The sequence below is a fragment of the Actinomadura chokoriensis genome, from assembly GCF_039529475.1.
Taxonomy (GTDB): Bacteria; Actinomycetota; Actinomycetes; order Streptosporangiales; family Streptosporangiaceae; genus Spirillospora; species Spirillospora bangladeshensis.
Genome location: NZ_BAAAMW010000015.1, coordinates 18,997 through 35,497, shown reverse-complemented (window position 1 = coordinate 35,497; position 16,501 = coordinate 18,997). Strand labels below are relative to the sequence as shown.

Annotated in this window: 15 protein-coding genes; 8 read left to right on the top strand and 7 right to left on the bottom strand. The window is 74.9% G+C overall.

The genetic code is table 11. From position 1 onward, the window contains the following. Positions 1–26: 26 nt before the first annotated feature. A complete protein-coding gene (locus ABFX46_RS27870; protein ID WP_346046597.1) occupies positions 27–1,907 on the bottom strand; it encodes a propionyl-CoA synthetase in 1,881 nt (626 codons plus the stop codon). A gap of 149 nt (positions 1,908–2,056) precedes the next feature. Continuing rightward, on the bottom strand, positions 2,057–3,487 hold the full coding sequence (locus ABFX46_RS27865) for an MFS transporter (protein ID WP_346046595.1): 1,431 nt from the start codon (positions 3,485–3,487) through the stop codon (positions 2,057–2,059). 100 nt (positions 3,488–3,587) lie between these two features. On the opposite strand from ABFX46_RS27865, the gene ABFX46_RS27860 reads away from it, so the two are divergent. From ABFX46_RS27860 to ABFX46_RS27850, 3 genes are all read left to right on the top strand, one after another. Beyond that, positions 3,588–4,094, top strand: a complete 507-nt coding sequence (locus tag ABFX46_RS27860; protein ID WP_346046593.1) for a MarR family winged helix-turn-helix transcriptional regulator — start codon at positions 3,588–3,590, stop codon at positions 4,092–4,094. Between the two features lie 88 nt (positions 4,095–4,182). Next, positions 4,183–5,934 carry a SelB domain-containing protein gene (locus ABFX46_RS27855; protein WP_346046591.1) on the top strand — a complete coding sequence of 584 codons (1,752 nt, stop codon included), beginning with the start codon at positions 4,183–4,185 and terminating at the stop codon, positions 5,932–5,934. 94 nt (positions 5,935–6,028) lie between these two features. Next, positions 6,029–7,222, top strand: a complete 1,194-nt coding sequence (locus tag ABFX46_RS27850; RefSeq protein WP_346046589.1) for an RtcB family protein — start codon at positions 6,029–6,031, stop codon at positions 7,220–7,222. A gap of 17 nt (positions 7,223–7,239) precedes the next feature. Here the strand turns inward: ABFX46_RS27850 and ABFX46_RS27845 are convergent, their stop codons facing one another. Continuing rightward, positions 7,240–8,046 carry an alpha/beta hydrolase gene (locus ABFX46_RS27845; RefSeq protein WP_346046587.1) on the bottom strand — a complete coding sequence of 269 codons (807 nt, stop codon included), beginning with the start codon at positions 8,044–8,046 and terminating at the stop codon, positions 7,240–7,242. A gap of 142 nt (positions 8,047–8,188) precedes the next feature. Here ABFX46_RS27845 and moaA point away from each other — a divergent pair, with 142 nt between their 5' ends. From moaA to ABFX46_RS27830, 3 genes are read left to right on the top strand one after another with little or no spacing between them, the layout of a single operon-like run. Beyond that, complete coding sequence (gene moaA / locus ABFX46_RS27840; RefSeq protein ID WP_346046585.1) at positions 8,189–9,178, top strand: GTP 3',8-cyclase MoaA; 990 nt, start codon at positions 8,189–8,191, stop codon at positions 9,176–9,178. After that, a complete protein-coding gene (gene mobA, locus ABFX46_RS27835) occupies positions 9,179–9,733 on the top strand; it encodes a molybdenum cofactor guanylyltransferase (RefSeq protein WP_346046583.1) in 555 nt (184 codons plus the stop codon). A 49-nt stretch (positions 9,734–9,782) separates the two neighbouring features. Beyond that, positions 9,783–10,064, top strand: coding sequence for a DUF6457 domain-containing protein (locus ABFX46_RS27830; protein WP_346046582.1), 282 nt, complete (start codon positions 9,783–9,785; stop codon positions 10,062–10,064). Here the strand turns inward: ABFX46_RS27830 and ABFX46_RS27825 are convergent. Then, a complete protein-coding gene (locus ABFX46_RS27825) occupies positions 10,061–10,303 on the bottom strand; it encodes a hypothetical protein (protein WP_346046580.1) in 243 nt (80 codons plus the stop codon). The two genes, ABFX46_RS27830 and ABFX46_RS27825, sit on opposite strands and share 4 nt — an antisense overlap. An 80-nt stretch (positions 10,304–10,383) precedes the next feature. On the opposite strand from ABFX46_RS27825, the gene ABFX46_RS27820 reads away from it, so the two are divergent. Continuing rightward, positions 10,384–11,808: a DHA2 family efflux MFS transporter permease subunit gene (locus ABFX46_RS27820; RefSeq protein WP_346046578.1), complete on the top strand. Its 1,425-nt coding sequence runs from the start codon at positions 10,384–10,386 to the stop codon at positions 11,806–11,808. A 31-nt stretch (positions 11,809–11,839) separates the two neighbouring features. Here ABFX46_RS27820 and ABFX46_RS27815 read toward each other — a convergent pair whose 3' ends face one another. Continuing rightward, on the bottom strand, positions 11,840–13,159 hold the full coding sequence (locus ABFX46_RS27815) for an FAD-dependent oxidoreductase (RefSeq protein ID WP_346046576.1): 1,320 nt from the start codon (positions 13,157–13,159) through the stop codon (positions 11,840–11,842). Beyond that, positions 13,149–13,961, bottom strand: coding sequence for a tryptophan 2,3-dioxygenase (locus ABFX46_RS27810; protein ID WP_346046575.1), 813 nt, complete (start codon positions 13,959–13,961; stop codon positions 13,149–13,151). The genes ABFX46_RS27815 and ABFX46_RS27810 overlap by 11 nt, the downstream gene beginning before the upstream one ends. Before the next feature lie 146 nt (positions 13,962–14,107). Between ABFX46_RS27810 and ABFX46_RS27805 the strand changes: the two genes are divergently transcribed. Next, positions 14,108–15,211, top strand: a complete 1,104-nt coding sequence (locus ABFX46_RS27805) for an alpha/beta hydrolase (protein WP_346046573.1) — start codon at positions 14,108–14,110, stop codon at positions 15,209–15,211. Between the two features lie 4 nt (positions 15,212–15,215). On the opposite strand, the gene ABFX46_RS27800 is transcribed toward ABFX46_RS27805, so the two are convergent. After that, entirely contained in the window at positions 15,216–16,487 is a 1,272-nt protein-coding gene (locus ABFX46_RS27800) for a hydroxyacid-oxoacid transhydrogenase (protein ID WP_346046571.1), read from the bottom strand. Positions 16,488–16,501: the final 14 nt, after the last annotated feature.

The window sequence follows — 16,501 nt, the reverse complement described above, 5'->3', positions numbered from 1 at the left end:
CCGCCGGGACGCCGGCCCCCGGGCCGCTAGCCCCGCCGCAGGACGGGCCGCAGGTCCTCCAGGACGCCGGGGTCCTCGATCGTGGACGGGACGGTCACCTCCCGGCCGTCGGCGATGCCCCGCATCACGCCCCGCAGGATCTTGCCCGACCGGGTCTTCGGCAGCGCCGGGACGACCGCGATCTCCTTCAGCGCGGCGACCGGCCCGACCTGGTCGCGGACCATCCTCACCAGCTCCGCGCCCAGTTCCTCCGGCTCGGCGAGGACGCCGCTCTTCAGCACGACCAGGCCGCGCGGGACCTGCCCCTTCAGCGCGTCCTCGACGCCGATGACCGCGCACTCGGCGACGGCCGGGTGGGAGGAGATGACCTCCTCCATCGTCCCGGTGGACAGCCGGTGCCCCGCCACGTTGATGACGTCGTCGGTGCGGCCCATCACCCAGACGTAGCCGTCCTCGTCGATGTGCCCGCCGTCGCCGGTCAGGTAGTGGCCGGGGTACTTCGTCAGGTACGACTCGACGAACCGCTCGTCGTCCTGCCAGAGGGTGGGCAGCGTGCCGGGCGGCAGCGGCAGCCGGATCGCGATGTCGCCGTCGGCGCCGGGCGGGACGGACCCGCCGTCCGGGCCGAGGACCCGCACGTCGTAGCCGGGCACCGGCACCGACGGCGAGCCCGCCTTGACCGGCATCGGCTCCAGTCCGCGCAGGTTCGCCACGATCGGCCAGCCGGTCTCGGTCTGCCACCAGTGGTCGATGACCGGCCGGTCCAGGATCCGCGACGCCCAGCGGTAGGTGTCGGGGTCGAGCCGCTCCCCGGCGAGGAACAGCGTGTCCAGCGCCGCCAGGTCGTGCCCGGCGAGCAGCGCGCCCTCCGGGTCCTCCTTCTTGATCGCCCGGATCGCGGTCGGCGCCGCGAAGACCGCCTTCACCCGGTGCTGCGCGGCGACGCGCCAGAACGCGCCCGCGTCCGGCGTCCCGACCGGCTTGCCCTCGTACAGGACGGTCGCGCAGCCGGTCAGCAGCGGCGCGTACACGATGTAGGAGTGCCCGACGACCCAGCCGACGTCGGACGCGGCCCACCACACGTCGCCGGGCCCGACGCCGAACACGTTCTCCATCGACCAGCGCAGCGCGACCGCGTGCCCGCCGTTGTCGCGGACGACGCCCTTCGGCCGCCCGGTCGTCCCGGAGGTGTACAGGATGTACAGGGGGTCGGTCGCGGCGACCGGCACGCACTCGGCGGGCTCGGCGGCGGCGACGGCCTCGTCCCACTCCACGTCCCGGGGCCGGACGAGGTCGGCGTGCAGCTGCTCGCGCTGCCGGATCACGCAGCGCTCGACCTTGTGCCGCGCCATCTCCAGCGCCTGGTCCAGCAGCGGCTTGTAGGGGACGACCCGCCCCGCCTCGATGCCGCAGGACGCCGACACGACCGCCTTCGGCCGGGCGTCGTCGATCCGGACGGCCAGCTCCCGCGCCGCGAACCCGCCGAACACCACCGAGTGCACCGCGCCGAGCCGGGCGCACGCCAGCATCGCGATGACCGCCTCGGGGATCATCGGCAGGTAGATGACGACGCGGTCGCCCCGGTCGACGCCCTGCGCGCGCAGCGCCCCGGCGAACCGGGCGACGAGGCCGGTCAGCTCCCGGAAGGTGTAGGTGCGCACCGTCCCGGTGACGGGGCTGTCGTAGATCAGCGCGGCCTGGTCGCCGCGGCCCTCCTCGACGTGCCGGTCGAGCGCGTTGTCGCACGTGTTCAGCTCGCCGCCGGTGAACCAGCGGTAGAACGGCGGCGCGCCGTCGTCCAGCACCCGGTCCGGGGGGACGAGCCAGCGGACGTCGCGGGCCGCCAGCCCCCAGAAGCGGGTCGGGTCGGCGATGCTGCGTTCGTACGCGGCCGCGTAGGCGCCCATGTCGTCCTCCCGGTGGCGGGTCCCTGGCCCCGATCTGCGCCGCGGCCCCTTTCGGTGATGAGGGCCGCACCCCTATAGGGCATGCCCGGGGGCCGGTTCGTCAAGGGCCCGCGCCGTCCGGTCCCGCTCCGCCGCGCCCGCCGCGGCCGTCAGTCGGGGTGCCGCCGGGCGTGGACGACGGCGACGGCGGCGGCCACGGCGGCGCCCGCCGCGACGATCCAGAAGCACAGCTCGTAGGCGCCGAGCGTGGGCACCTCGGTCCCGGCGATCACCTGCCCGGCCAGCACCGACGCCGTCACGGCCCCGGCGACACCGCCGCCGGTCGTGCGGACGAGGGAGTTGATCCCGCTGGCGATGCCGCTCTGGTCCATCGGGACGTGCTGGACGGCGAGCGTGCCGAGCGCCGCGTAGGCGATCCCGAACCCGATGCCCTGGATCGCGCTGAACGCGAGCATGTCGTACACGTGCGAGTTGGACACCGCGAGCCACGCGTAGCACAGCCCGGCGAACGCCGACCCGACCGCGAGGGTGTAGGCGGTGCCGATCCGGGCGGCGATCCTGCCGGACGTCCACGAGAACAGCAGCATCGTGGCGGTGCTCGGCAGCATGTAGAGGCCGACGTCCAGCACCGAGCCGTCCAGCCCGTACCCGACCTGCGCGGACGGCGACTGCACGAACCCGGCGATCAGCGTGAACGCGGCGAACATCGAGAAGCCGAGCAGCGCCGACACGACGTTCGCCGACAGCGACCGGGCCCCGACCAGCAGGTTCAGCCGCACCAGCGGGGAGCGCACCCGCAGTTCGACGGCCACCCACACCGCGCACAGCGCGGCGGCGCCGCCGAACAGGCCGAGGACGCCGCCGGACGTCCAGCCCCACGCGTTGCCCTCGCTGATGGCGAGCAGCAGGCAGACCAGCCAGGCGGCGAGCAGCACCGCGCCCGCGATGTCGGGCCGCCCGCCGGCCCGGATGCCGGTGTCGCGGGCGCAGGCCGCGACCAGCGCCAGCGCGGCGGCGCCCAGCGCGGCGGTGATCCAGAACACCGGGCGGTGGCTGTCGGTGCGGGCGGCGATCAGCCCGGTCACGATCATGCCGGCGCTGCCGCCCACGCCCATGGTGGCGCTGACGATGCCGATCGCGGTGGTGATCCGCTCGCGCGGGAACGCGTCCCGGATCATGCCGATGGCGAGCGGGATCATCGAGGACGAGACGCCCTGCAGCGCGCGCCCGGCGATGAGGACCGGCAGCGAGCCGGACGCCGCGCAGACCACCGAGCCGGCCACCAGCAGCACCAGCGCCAGCATGATCATCCGCTTCTTGCCGTACATGTCGCCGAACCGCGCCAGCAGCGGGGTGGCGACCGCGCCGGCCAGCAGCGAGGCGGTGAACACCCAGGTCACATCCGTGATCGGGGCGTCGAAGCGGACCATGAGCTGGGGCAGCAGCGGCAGCACGAGGGTCTGCTGCACCGAGACGACCATCCCGGCCCCCGCGAGCGCGAGCAGGATGCGGCCGGTGCGCGCCGGGTCGGCGGCGGGGGGCCAGGCCGCCGTGTGCGCCGTGACCGGGGCGCCGGTCATGCGAACCTCCCCAGGGTGTGGTGTCCGGTCGGCGGCGGACCGGCCTCGCGGCGCTTTGCTTACTTAAGTTAAGTAAGTGTAGAGCGGTAGGGTTTCCCGTATGTCGCCAGGTGTGCCGCCGGATCCGGCCGAGGCCGGGACCGTCGAGATCGAGCGGGCGCTCAGCCGCGTCGCGCACATGCTGACCCGGGCCCGCCAGCACGACCGGACCGTCGTCGCGGCCGGCGTGCCGGTCGACCGCGCCGCCGTCCCGGTGCTGCGCGCGCTGGCCGACGGCGGCGGCCCGATGCGGCCCGGCGAGCTGGCCGCCGCGCTGGCGGTGGAGGCGCCGCACGTCACGCGGCAGGTGCAGCGGCTGGAGCGGGCCGGCTACGTCGAGCAGGTGCCCGACCCCGACGACGGCCGCTGCCGGCGGGTCCGGCTGAGCCCCTCCGGGGCGGACGCGGTGGAGTGCATCCGCGCGTCCGGGCGGCGCTGGATCGCCGAGGCCCTCGCCGGGTGGACGCCCGCCGACCGCGAGCGGCTGGCCGGGCTCGTCCACCGGATGGTCGACGATTTCGCCGCCCACTCGCACGCCGGGTTTGGCGGGGAGCGCCCGCGTCCCTAGGGTTGCCTACCGTGGACCTCCGTCTGCACAACCCCCGCACTGGATTCCCCCGCACGGCCTTTCGCGTCTCGGCCCGGAAAGGACGCTGATGCAGGTCGTCACCACCGCCGGACACGGTGGGCACGGCAAGTCGGCGCTCGTGCGCGCGCTCACCGGCAGGGAGCCGGGGGAGGCGGGCGCCTGGACGCGGCTGCCGTCGGGCCGCCGCGTGGCGTTCGTCGACGCCCCCGGCGGCGAGCGGTCCGTCCCGGCCATGCTCGCGGGCGCCGCGCCCGTGCCCGCGGCGCTGCTCGCCGTGGCCGCCGACGAGGGGTGGATGCCGCAGACCGGCGAGCACCTGGACGCGCTCGGCGCCCTCGGCGTCGGGGCCGGCGTCCTCGCGGTCACCAAGTCCGACCTCGCCGACGCGCGGCTCGCGCTCCGGCAGGTCCGCGACCGGCTCGCCGGCACCGCGCTGCGCGGCGTGGAGGCGGTCGCGGTCAGCACCGTCACCGGCGCCGGCATGGACGGGCTGGCCGCCGCCCTCGACCGGCTCACCGGCCGGCTGCCCGTTCCCGACCCCGCCGCGCCGGTGCGGCTGTGGGCCGACCACGCCTTCACCGCCGGGCGGCAGACCGTCGTCACCGGCACCCTCACCGCCGGGACGGTCGCGGTGGGCGACGAGCTGCTGCTGATGCCCGCCGGGGACCGGGTCCGCGTCCGGACGATCGGCTGCGCGGGCGAGCCCTGCGACAGCGTCGGCGGCGTCTCCCGCGTCGTGCTGACGCTCCGCGACGCCGGGCGCGTCGACCCCGGCATGGCCCTCGTCACCCCCGGCGCCTGGACCCACACCACCTGCATCGACGTCCGGACCCGGTTCGGCGAGGCGTCCGGGCGGCTGGCCCGGCAGATGACCCTGCACCTCGGGTCGGCCGCCGTCCCGGTCCGGCTGCGGCCGCTCGGCCCCGACACCGCCCGGCTGACCCTGAACACCCGGCTCGCCCTGCACCTCGGCGACACCGGCGTCCTGCGCGACCCGGCGCGCCGCTCGATCGCCGGGGTGAGCGTCCTGGACGTCCGGCCGCCGACCCTGGTGCGGCGCGGCGCCGGAGCGGCCCGCGCCCGCGAGCTGGCGTCCTGGCCGGACCGCCCGGACGGCACGATCGTGCTGCGCCGGCACGGCGTGCTGCGGCGCTCGGAGCTGTCGCTGATGGGCTGCGCGCCGCCGCCGGACGCCGTCGCGCTGAACGGCGAGTGGGTCGCCGACCCGGCGCACTGGTCGTCGCTGTTCGACCGCCTCGCCGAGGAGGCGTCCCGGCACGCGGCGGGCAGCCCGCACGCGCCCGGGATCCCGCTGGAGACCGTCCGGCTGCGGCTCGGCCTCCCGGCCAGGCAGCTGGTCACCGCGCTGGTCAGGCCGCCGCTGCGGGTCGACGCCGGGCGCGTCTACGGCCCCGCGCCGCAGCCCGCGCCCGACCCCCGGCCCGCCGCCCCCACCGCGATCGCCGCGACACCGCCGCCGCCCTGGACCGCGGCCGTCGAGCGGCTCCGCGCCGGCCTCGCGGACGCCCCGTTCGTCCCGCCGTCCGCCGAGCGCCTCGACGAGCTCGGCCTCACCGGCGACCTGCTCACCGCCGCCGAGCGCGCCGGCGCGATCCTGCGCGTCCCCGACGACGCGGGCGACATCATCCTGCCGCCGGGCGCCGACCACGACGCGCTGCGCGTCCTGAACGGTCTCCCGCAGCCGTTCACCCCAGGTCAGGCTGCCAATGCCCTGTCCACCGACCGCCGCGTCGCGGTCGCGCTGCTGCGCCACCTGGACCGGCTCGGCCACACCGAACGGCGTCCCTCCGGACGGTGATGAACCCCGCCGAGGCGGGAAAACCGGTTGAACGGCGACCGGTGGCTCTGGCCTCATAGATCGCGGTCCGGTTCCCGTCGATCAAGGAGAAGGCATGCCGTACCAGACGCTCAAGGGCGGCCGCGTTCCCATCCGGATGTGGACCGCCCCCGAAACCGTCGAGGACATCGCCCTCGACCAGCTCCGCAACGTCTCCGCCCTGCCCTGGGTGGAGGGCCTCGCGGTGATGCCCGACGTCCACTACGGCAAGGGCGCCACCGTCGGCTCGGTGATCGCGATGAAGGACGCGGTGTCCCCGGCGGCCGTCGGCGTCGACATCGGCTGCGGCATGACCGCCGTCAAGTCGTCCCTCACGGTCGAGGACATGCCGGACGACCTCGCCGGCATCAGGCACCGCCTGGAGAAGGCGATCCCGGTCGGGCGCGGCTCCCACAAGAACGCCGTCGACCCGTCGGCGCTGCCCAACCTGAAGGAGCGCGGCTGGTACGACTTCTGGAGGCAGTTCGACGACCTGCACCCGGCGGTGCGGTCCCGCCTCGGCCGCGCCCGCCAGCAGATGGGCACGCTCGGCGGCGGCAACCACTTCCTGGAGCTGTGCGCCGACGACAAGGGCGCGATCTGGCTCGTCCTGCACTCGGGGTCGCGCAACATCGGCAACGAGCTGGCCGAGCACCACATCGAGGCCGCCCGCAAGCTCCCGCACAACCAGGACCTGCCGGACAACGACCTCGCCGTGTTCCTCACCGGCACCGCCAAGATGGACGCCTACCGCCACGACCTGTTCTGGGCGCAGGAGTACGCGCGCCGCAACCGCGCCGTCATGATGGCGCTCGCGCAGAACGTCGTGACCAACCGGTTCGGCGCGAAGCGCTGCCGCTGGGGCGAGGTCATCTCCTGCCACCACAACTACGTGGCGGAGGAGGTGTACGGCGGCCAGGAGCTGCTCGTCACCCGCAAGGGCGCGATCCGCGCGGGCCGCGGCGACCTCGGGATCATCCCGGGCTCGATGGCGACCGGCACCTACATCGTCCGCGGCCTCGGCAACGAGACCGCCTACAACTCCGCCTCCCACGGCGCGGGCCGCCGCATGAGCCGCAACAAGGCCCGCAAGAGCTTCACCGTGGACGACCTGGTCGAGCAGACGCGGGGCGTCGAGTGCCGCAAGGACTCCGGCGTCGTCGACGAGATCCCCGGCGCCTACAAGGACCTGGAGACGGTCATCGAGGCCCAGTCCGACCTGGTCGAGGTGGTCGCCCGCCTCCGCCAGCTGATCTGCGTCAAGGGCTGAGGACGCGCCCGCGCCGGTCAGGTGAGGGCGCGGTCGATGAAGGCGGTCACGTCCGACAGGACCTCGTCGCGGTTGGTCTCGTTGAAGACCTCGTGGCGCGCGCCGGGGTAGATCCGCTGGGCCAGGCCGGCGCCGCGGATCGCCTCGATGCCGGCGAGGGTGCCCTCCAGCGGGACGAGCCGGTCGTCCTCCCCGTGCACGTGGAGGGTGGGCAGCGCGCCGAGGGAGCCGTGGTCGTTGATACGGCGCAGGGCCGTGTCGAGGGCCTCGATGGTGGGCTTCTTGAACGGCCCGTGCCAGACGAGCGGGTCCTCGGTGTACGCCTCGCCGACGGCCGGGTCGCGGGACAGCGTGGCGGTGTCGATGGGCGCGTCCGGCATCTCGTCCAGGGGGAGCAGCTCGTCGACGGCGTGCCAGCGGCCGAGGACGGGGCCCGACAGGACGAGCGCGGCGAGGCCGCCGCCGTGCAGCTGGGCGTACCGGGCGGCGATCAGGCCGCCCATCGAATGGCCGATCATGACGACGGGCAGGCCGGGGTGGTCGCCGCGCGCCGACTCCACGACGGTGTGGACGTCGGCGACGACGTCCTCGTAGTCCCCGATCAGCACCCGGTCGCCGGCGGAGCGGCCGTGGCCCATGTGGTCGGGGCCGCAGACGACGGCGCCGTGCCGGACGAGGACGTCCGCGACGTGGTCGTAGCGGCCGAGGTGCTCGCCGTAGCCGTGCACGAGGACCGCGATGTAGCGAGGATCACCGTCCGCCCAGATCCGGGCGGTGACCGCGCCCCGCGTGCCCGCGAACTCCCACTCGCGCACCGTCGTCACTGGAACCTCCCTGATGTTCGGCAGAAGATCACGGTCCACCGGGATGCGACGAAACGTCAACCGCCGGAATAGGCTGGTCTGACCGACCGCAACCTCCGGCGGGCCACAAGCCCGGGCCGCCGGTCAGCAGGAAGGGGCGCCCGTGCTGGTCGACACCTTCGGCCGTACCGCGACGGACCTGCGGGTCTCGCTCACCGACCGCTGCAACCTGCGGTGCTCGTACTGCATGCCCCCGGAGGGGCTGGACTGGCTGCCCAAGCCGGAGCTGCTCACCGACGACGAGGTGATCCGGCTGGTGGGCCTCGCCGTCCGCGACCTCGGGATCACCGAGGTCCGCTACACCGGCGGCGAGCCGCTGCTGCGGCGCGGCCTGCCGGAGATCGTGCGGCGGACGGCGGAGCTGTCGCCGCGCCCGCAGATCTCCCTGACCACCAACGGCATCGGGCTCGCCCGGCTGGCCGCGCCGCTCGCCGAGGCGGGGCTCGACCGGGTGAACGTGTCCCTCGACACGCTCGACCGCGGCGTCTTCAAGCGGCTCGCGCACCGCGACCGGCTGGACGACGTCCTCGCGGGGCTCGCGGCGGCGCGGGACGCCGGGCTGGAGCCGGTGAAGGTCAACACGGTGCTGATGCGCGGGGTCAACGACCACGAGGCCGTCCCGCTGCTGCGGTACTGCCTGGAGCACGGCTACCGGCTGCGGTTCATCGAGCAGATGCCGCTGGACGCCCAGCACGGCTGGACCCGCGAGAACATGATCACCGCGGACGAGATCCTGGCCCGGCTCTCGGCCGAGTTCGACCTGGTCCCCGACGCGGCCCACGACCGGGGCAGCGCCCCCGCCGAGTCGTTCCTGATCGGCGGCGGCCCGGAGGCGGTCGGCGTGATCGGCTCGGTGACCCGGCCGTTCTGCGGCGCCTGCGACCGGGTGCGGCTCACCGCCGACGGGCAGATCCGCAACTGCCTGTTCGCCACCGAGGAGTCCAACCTGCGGGACGCGCTGCGCGCCGGCGCCACCGACGCCGAGCTGGCCGAGAGCTGGCGCAAGGCCGTCTGGGCCAAGCGCGCCGGGCACGGCATCGACGACCCGTCGTTCCTGCAGCCCGCCCGGCCCATGTCCGCGATCGGCGGCTGAGTGGACTTCGACGCCGTCCTGCTGGCCGGCGGGCGGGCCCGCAGGTTCGGCGCCGACAAGCCCGCCGCGCCCGTCGGCGGGCGCGCCCTCATCGAGTGGACTGCCGCCGCCGCGGCCGGCGCGTCCCGGCTGATCGTGGTCGGGCCCCGGCGCGGCGTCCTGCCGGGCGCCGTCGTCGTCCGCGAGGACCCGCCCTGCGCCGGCCCGGTGCCCGCGCTGCGCGCCGGGCTCGCCGAGGTCCGCGCGCCGCGGCTGGCGCTGCTGGCCGCCGACATGCCGTTCCTGCGCCCCGCTCACCTCGACCGGCTGCTGGCGGCGATGGGGGACCGGCCCGGCGCCCTGCTGCTGGACGGCGAGGGCCGCGAGCAGTGGCTCGCCGGCTGCTGGCGCGCCGACGCCCTGCGCGCGGCGCTGCGCGGCTACCGGGGCGCGTCGCTGCGCGGCCTGCTCGGGCCGCTGGAGCCCGCCGCGGTCGCGGTCCCGGCGGGTGCCCGCCCCGCCTGGTACGACTGCGACACCCCCGAGGAGCTGGCCGCCGCCGAGCGCCTGCTTTGACCGTGGGAGAGTGGGCAGAGGTGCCGTGACCATCCGCGAAGGGGGACCCATGCCGGTGCTGGAGGACTGGATCAACGCGGCCTGCCTCGAACTGGGCCTGGAACGCGGCGACATCGACCAGAGCCTGATCCTGGACCTCGCCCGCGATGTCGCGCACGGGGTCGCGCGGCCGGGCGCGCCGCTGACCGCGTACCTGCTCGGCCTCGCCGTCGGGCGCGGCGCGCCCGCCCGGGACGCCGCCGCCCGGCTGACCGAGATGGCCGAGGGCTGGAAGGGCGGGGCGCCGGACGTGCCGGGGCCGGCCGGGGAGCCCGTCCTCGGCGAGACCTAGCCGTCCCGCGGCGGGGCGTCGCGGTCGGCGACGGGCACGACGTCCTTCAGGAAGTCGCGCCGGGACAGGAACGCCGACAGGCTCTCGCGGTGCTCGTCGCAGGCCAGCCAGATCTTCCGCCGGTCCGCCGTGTGGATCTTCGGGTTGTTCCAGCGCAGCGCCCACACGGCGGCGGCGCGGCAGCCCTTGGCGGAGCACAGCAGTTCGTCGGGACCGGGTCCCGGGGCGGAGTCGGTCATCCGGCAACTGTGGCACAGCCGCCCGGCGGGAACGTTCCCGGCCCGGGTTTCACCGGGTGATCTCCGGATAGGAGCCCGCCGTGCGGACGGAGTCGGCGGAGGCCCCGCGCCCGGGCGGGGACGGGGTCCGCCGCTGGCGGGCGCTGTCGGTGTGCCTGGTCGCGGCGTTCATGACGCTGCTGGACGTCAGCATCGTCAACGTGGCGCTGCCCTCGATCCGGGCGGGCCTGGACGCCTCCGAGGCGCAGCTCCAGTGGATCCTGTCGGGGTACGCGCTGACGTTCGGGCTCGTCCTGGTCCCGGCGGGGCGGCTCGGCGACGCCCGCAGCCGCCGCGCGGTGTTCATGTCCGGGCTGGCGCTGTTCACGGTGGCGAGCGCGGGCGCCGGGCTCGCGCCGACGATCCTGCTGCTCGTCCTCGCCCGGCTCGTGCAGGGCGTCGCGGGCGGGATCCTGAACCCGCAGGTCGCGGGCCTCATCCAGCAGCTGTTCCAGGGCGCGGAGCGGGGCCGGGCGTTCGGCGCGCTCGGCGCCGTCATCGGGATCGCGACGGCCGTCGGGCCGCTGCTCGGCGGCGGGCTGATCGCCCTCGGCGGCCACGGGGACGGCTGGCGGTGGGTGTTCTACGTCAACGTCCCCGTCGGGATCGCGGCGCTGTTCCTGGCGTGGTGGCTGCTGCCCGCCCCGATCTACGGCGAGCGGCAGGGACTCGACCCGCTCGGCGTGCTGCTGCTCGGCGCCGGCGTCGTGTGCGTGCTGCTGCCGTTCGTCCAGGAGCGGCAGTGGCACGGCGGGCCGACATGGCTGCTCGTCCTCGCCGGCGCCGCCCTGATCGGCGTGTTCGTCCTGTGGGAGCGCCGCGCGAGGTCGCCGATGGTGGACCTGCGGCTGTTCCGGCTGCGCTCCTACACGCTCGGGACGGCGATCGCGCTGCTGTACTTCGCCGGGTTCACCGCGATCTTCTTCATCTACACCCTCTACCTGCAGAACGGCCTCGGCTACAGCGCGCTCGGCGCCGGCCTCGCGATCACGCCGTTCGCGGTCGGGTCCGGGCTGGCCTCGGCGGTCGGCGGCCGGATCGTGTCGCGGTACGGGCGCCCGCTCGTCGCCGCCGGGCTCGTCCTGGTGGCCGCCGGGCTCGGCGCTGTGTGGGTCGCGGTGGAGCTGGTGCCGGGGCGCGGCGTCGGCTGGGCGGCCGCCGCGCCGCTGCTCGCCGCCGGGCTCGGCAGCGGCCTGGTCATCGCGCCCAACCAGACGCTGACGCTGTCGGAGGTCCACTACACCGAGGGCGGCAGCGCGGCGGGCGTCCTGCAGACCGGGCAGCGGGTCGGCACCGCGATGGGCATCGCCGCCGTCGGGGCGGTGTTCTTCGCCGCCGTGGCGGGCACGCGCGGGGACTGGGCGACGGCGTTCCGGCACGGGCTGATCGTGATCCTGGGGTTCGTGCTGGCGGCGCTGGCGGCGGCCGTCGCGGACCTGGCCGCGGGCCGCCGCCGGCGCGGCTGACCAGTCGGCGCGGCCGACACGGCCGGCGCCGCTAGCGCCGCCGCGCCGCGCGGACGGCCAGCGCCATCGCGGCGGCACCGCCCGCGACGGCGGCGCCGAGCACCAGGTTCTGCCGCCTGATCCGGGCGGGGATCCGCGCGTACGGCAGCGTCGAGAACGACACCAGCTCGTAGCGGGAGACGTACCGCCCGGCCAGGCGCCGCTCGAGCGCGTGCGTCGCGGCCTGCTTCGCCCGGTACACCGGGGACGACACCCGGTCGCGCATCTCGATGAAGTTGTCGAGGGCCATCTCGGCGATCGCGTCGGTGTTGGCCTTGCGCCGCTCCTGGTAGAGCGACAGCGCCCGCCGCCAGTCGCCGCCCGCCTCGGTGAGGCACCGGTCGATCTCGATGCAGTCCTCGAACGCGCAGTTGGCGCCCTGCCCGAAGAACGGGACGATCGCGTGCGCGGCGTCGCCGAGCAGCGCCACGGTCGCGCCCGCGCCGTACCGCGTCCACGGCCAGGCCCGGACGGTCACCAGCGACCCGACCGGGTTGTGCGCGTAGTCGTCGGTGAGGCCGGGCATCAGGCCCACGACGTCCGGATAGTGCTCTTCGAAGTACGCGGTGACCTTCGCGGGCGTGTCGAGCGCGTCGAAGTCGCCCTTCGGCCAGAACAGCGTGCAGGTGAACGACCGGTCGAGGTTCGGCAGCGCGATCATCATCGAGGTGCCGCGCGGCCAGATGTGCAGCGCGTCCGGGTCGAGCGCGAACTCGCCGTCCCGCGGCGGGACGGTCAGCTCCTTGTAGCCGTGCTCCAGGAAGTCGGCGTCGTGGTCGAAGCCCAGCGACCGGCGGACCGCGCTGTAGGCGCCGTCCCCGGCCAGGACGACGTCGGCGGGCTCGGCATCGGCGTCCTCGAACAGCAGCGCCCCGGCCCCGGTGTCCACCCCGGTCACGCGCCGGGAGAACCGGAGCGTGACGCCGGGCGTGGCCTCGGCGGTGTCCAGCAGCGACTTGTTCAGCTCGGCGCGGCTGATGGAGTTGATGGCGCGCTCGCCGTCGGCGCTGTAGGGCTGGAAGTTCTGCGCCCCCCGCAGCGGGTGCACCATCCGCCCGTGCATGGGCAGCGCCTGCTTGAGCGACTGGTCGCGCAGCCCCACCTGCTCCAGCGCGGCGAGGCCGCGGGCGGAGATCGCCAGGTTGATCGAGCGGCCCCGCTCGGCGCCGGCGACGCGCGGGTCCGGGCGCCGCTCGTACACGGTGACCGGGACGCCGCGGCGGCCCAGCAGCACCGCGAGCAGGCAGCCCGCCAGGCCCGCGCCGACGATCGCGACCCGCTCCGCGCCCGCCGGGGCGCCGTCAGCCGCCATGGACGCGGACCTCGCCGGGGACCTCGTCGGTCTGCGAGCGGACCTCCCACAGGTCGGGGAAGGCGGGCGCGAACAGCGTGCGGCGCAGGTAGTCGGCGCCCGCCGACCCGCCGGTGCCGATCTTCGCGCCGATCGTCCGCTCGACCATCTTCAGGTGCCGGTACCGCCACTCCTGGACGCCCTCGTCGACGTCGACGAGCGCCTCGCAGACCTCGGCGGCCGGCGCGGACTCGTCCGCGTAGACGGCCAGCAGCGCCTTCTGGACGCCGGCGTCCGGCTCCCACGGCGTGGAGGTGTCACGGTCCAACGCCTCGCGCGGCACGGTGAACCCATGGCGGTCGAGGTAGCGCAGCAGCGAGTCGAAGACCGACGGGCGCGACACGGCGGCGCGGAGCCGCTCGTCGTCGCGCAGCACCGACGCGGGGAACGAGCGCCGCCCGAGGACGGCCTCGATCTCGCGGAACTGCTCGCTCTGGAACCCGCTGGAGCTGCCGAGGACGTCGCGGAACGCGGCGAACTGCCGGGGGGTCATGGTCTCCAGCACGTCCAGCTGCCCGACCACGGTCTTGAGGATCTTGGCGATCCGGCGGGCGGTGTGCAGCGCCCCGGCGCTGTTGCCGTCCTCCAGCCGGCGCTGCAGCTGCGCGGCCTCGTGCAGGATCTGCTTGAACCACAGCTCGTAGACCTGGTGGATGACCACGAACAGCAGCTCGTCGTGGGCCCGCGTCTTCGGCTCCTGGCAGGAGAGAAGATCGTCGAGCCGCAGATAGCCGCCGTACGTCATTGTCGGCGAATCCGCCATCACGCCTCCTTGCGACACAACGGATGTGAGCCGCAGCATAAGGGATCGTCCGGGCGCCTCCCGGGGACGGGTGCCCCCGAACCGCCCGGGCCGGGGGCACCCCCTACGATCAGAACCCGATTCGGTAGCGGCCGGAGGGGTCCCGGATGAGCGAGATCGTGAAGGAGTTCGTGGGGCTGCCGTCGCCCCTGGTGGGCCGGGCCGGCGCGGGCGGTCACCCCTGCCAGGGCGTCTACCACCGGCCCGCCGGGAACCCGCCGAAGACGGCGTTCATCGCGGCCCACTACAACGTCGACTTCTCCGAGCACTACCTCGCCGAGCACCTCGCCGCCCGCGGCTACGGCTTCCTCGGCTGGAACACCCGCTTCCGCGGCAGCGAGGCGTACTTCCTGCTCGACCACGCGCTCGCCGAGATCGGCGCGGGCGTCCGGTGGCTGCGCGAGCGGGCCGGCGCCGAGCGGATCGTGCTGCTCGGCAACTCCGGCGGCGGCTCCCTGATGGCCGCCTACCAGTCCCAGGCCGTGAAGCCGAACGTCACGCCGGTCGCCGGGATGCGCCCCGTGCCGGCGATCGAGGACCTGCCCGCCGGCGACCTGTTCATCGCCCTCGCCGCCCACTCCGGCCGCCCCGAGGTCCTCACCGCCTGGATGGACCCGTCGGTGACGGACGAGAGCGACGCCCTGTCCGTCGACCCGTCCCTCGACCCGTTCGACCCCGGGAACGGCCCGCCCTACAGCCCCGAGTTCCAGGCCCGCTACCGCGCGGCGCAGCGCGCCCGCAACGAGCGCATCACCGACTGGGTCCTGGCCCGGCTGGACGCCCTCAAGGGCACCCGCGCCCGCGACGCCCTGTTCAACGTGCACCGCACCTGGGCCGACCTCCGCATGATCGACCCGGCGATCGAGCCGTCCGACCGCGCGCCCAACCGCTGCTACCTCGGCGAACCCGCCAAGGCCAACTACGGCGTGTTCGGCATCGGCTCCCTGTGCACGCTGCGCTCCTGGCTGTCGATGTGGAGCCTGCGCACTTCCCAGTGCACCGCCGCGCCGCACCTCGCGCGCATCACCGTCCCGTCCCTGGTGATCCATGCGACCGCCGACGCATGCGTCTACGACAGCGACGCCCGCGCGATCTTCGACGCGCTCGCCACGTCCGACAAGACCCTGGACCACATCAAGGACACCCACTACCTGCCGGACTCGCGCCCCCGCGCCGCCTACCTGATCGACGCATGGGTCCGCGACCACTGATTCCTCACCAGAGGCGCAGCGACCGCCGGAAGATCCCCGCCGCCGCGTCCTCGTCGACCGGGCGCGGCGCGATCGCGAGCAGCCGCTGCTGCTTCATCGCGCCCTCCACCAGGCCGGGGATGTCGCCCTCGCCGTACCCGACGCCGCCGATCCCGTCCGGCATCCCGATGTCGCGCATCAGCCGGATCACGGCGCGCGGCAGGTGCTCGGCGGGGTCGTCCGGCCGCTCCATGCCGGGGTCGAGCAGCTCCGCCGCGCGCACGTGCCGCTCCGGACGCGCCTCGAACGTGAACCGGAACGCCTCCGGCGCGGTCAGCGCGACCGACATCCCGTGCGGGACCATCGCCTCCCCGTCCGGGTAGCCGTCCGGCCGGAAGTCCTTCACCCGCCCCGCGATCGGGTAGGCGTTGGCGTGCGGGATGTGCACCCCGGCGTTGCCGAACCCGAGCCCCGCGAACGTCGCCGCGAGCGCCATCCCGGTGCGGGCCTCCCGGTCGTCCCCGTCCCGGACGGCCCGGCGGAACGACCGCGACAGCAGGCTCAGCGACTTCTCGGCCCACATGTCCGAGACGGGGTTCGCGCCGCAGTACGGCACCCGCCGCTCCGGCCGCTTGCGCTCGAACGCGTCGTAGGGGCGCGCGGTGTAGCTCTCCAGCGCGTGGCACAGGATGTCCATCCCCGCCGACGCGGTCACCCCGGCGGGCTGCGACATCGTCAGCTCCGGGTCCACCACGGCCAGCACGGGCCGCATCCGCGGATGGCTGATGCCCGTCTTGACCCGCAGGTCCAGCACGTCGAGCACGCACACCGTCGTGCTCTCGGCGCCGGTGCCGGTCGTCGTCGGGACGGCGACCAGCGGCAGCAGCGGCCGCTCCGGCGCCCGCCCGGCCCCGACCGGCGGGTTGAGGTACTCCGCGAGGTCGCCCTCGTTGGTGGTGAGCAGGTCGACCGCCTTGGCGGTGTCGATGCTCGACCCGCCGCCGACCGCGACGTAGGCGTCGTAGGGCCCGGTCTCCCGCGCGTACTCGACGGCCCGCCGCATGCTCGCGTCCGTCGGCTCGACGTGGACGCCGTCGAACACCTCGGCCGTGATCCCGTACGCCTTCATCGCGTCGGCGATCCGCCGCGGCCCGCCCGTCGCGGCGACCCCGGCGTCGGTCACGACGAGCACCCGCCGCACCCCGTACTGCGCCAGATCGAACCCGATCTCGTCCGCCGCCCCGCCCCCGAACTTCAGCTGCGGAGCCCCATACGTGAAGACCGTCTCGCTCACCATGCCCCCAAGGTGCC

Bases quoted from the DNA above. Each gene is read 5' to 3' on its own strand.
- ABFX46_RS27855 (WP_346046591.1), top strand. From the start codon at position 4,183: ATGCAGGTCGTCACCACCGCCGGACACGGTGGGCACGGCAAGTCGGCG.
- ABFX46_RS27805 (WP_346046573.1), top strand. From the start codon at position 14,108: ATGAGCGAGATCGTGAAGGAGTTCGTGGGGCTGCCGTCGCCCCTGGTG.
- ABFX46_RS27850 (WP_346046589.1), top strand. From the start codon at position 6,029: ATGCCGTACCAGACGCTCAAGGGCGGCCGCGTTCCCATCCGGATGTGG.
- ABFX46_RS27860 (WP_346046593.1), top strand. From the start codon at position 3,588: ATGTCGCCAGGTGTGCCGCCGGATCCGGCCGAGGCCGGGACCGTCGAG.
- ABFX46_RS27865 (WP_346046595.1), bottom strand. From the start codon at position 3,487: ATGACCGGCGCCCCGGTCACGGCGCACACGGCGGCCTGGCCCCCCGCC.
- ABFX46_RS27830 (WP_346046582.1), top strand. From the start codon at position 9,783: ATGCCGGTGCTGGAGGACTGGATCAACGCGGCCTGCCTCGAACTGGGC.
- ABFX46_RS27815 (WP_346046576.1), bottom strand. From the start codon at position 13,159: ATGGCGGCTGACGGCGCCCCGGCGGGCGCGGAGCGGGTCGCGATCGTC.
- ABFX46_RS27810 (WP_346046575.1), bottom strand. From the start codon at position 13,961: ATGGCGGATTCGCCGACAATGACGTACGGCGGCTATCTGCGGCTCGAC.
- ABFX46_RS27825 (WP_346046580.1), bottom strand. From the start codon at position 10,303: ATGACCGACTCCGCCCCGGGACCCGGTCCCGACGAACTGCTGTGCTCC.
- ABFX46_RS27870 (WP_346046597.1), bottom strand. From the start codon at position 1,907: ATGGGCGCCTACGCGGCCGCGTACGAACGCAGCATCGCCGACCCGACC.
- ABFX46_RS27800 (WP_346046571.1), bottom strand. From the start codon at position 16,487: ATGGTGAGCGAGACGGTCTTCACGTATGGGGCTCCGCAGCTGAAGTTC.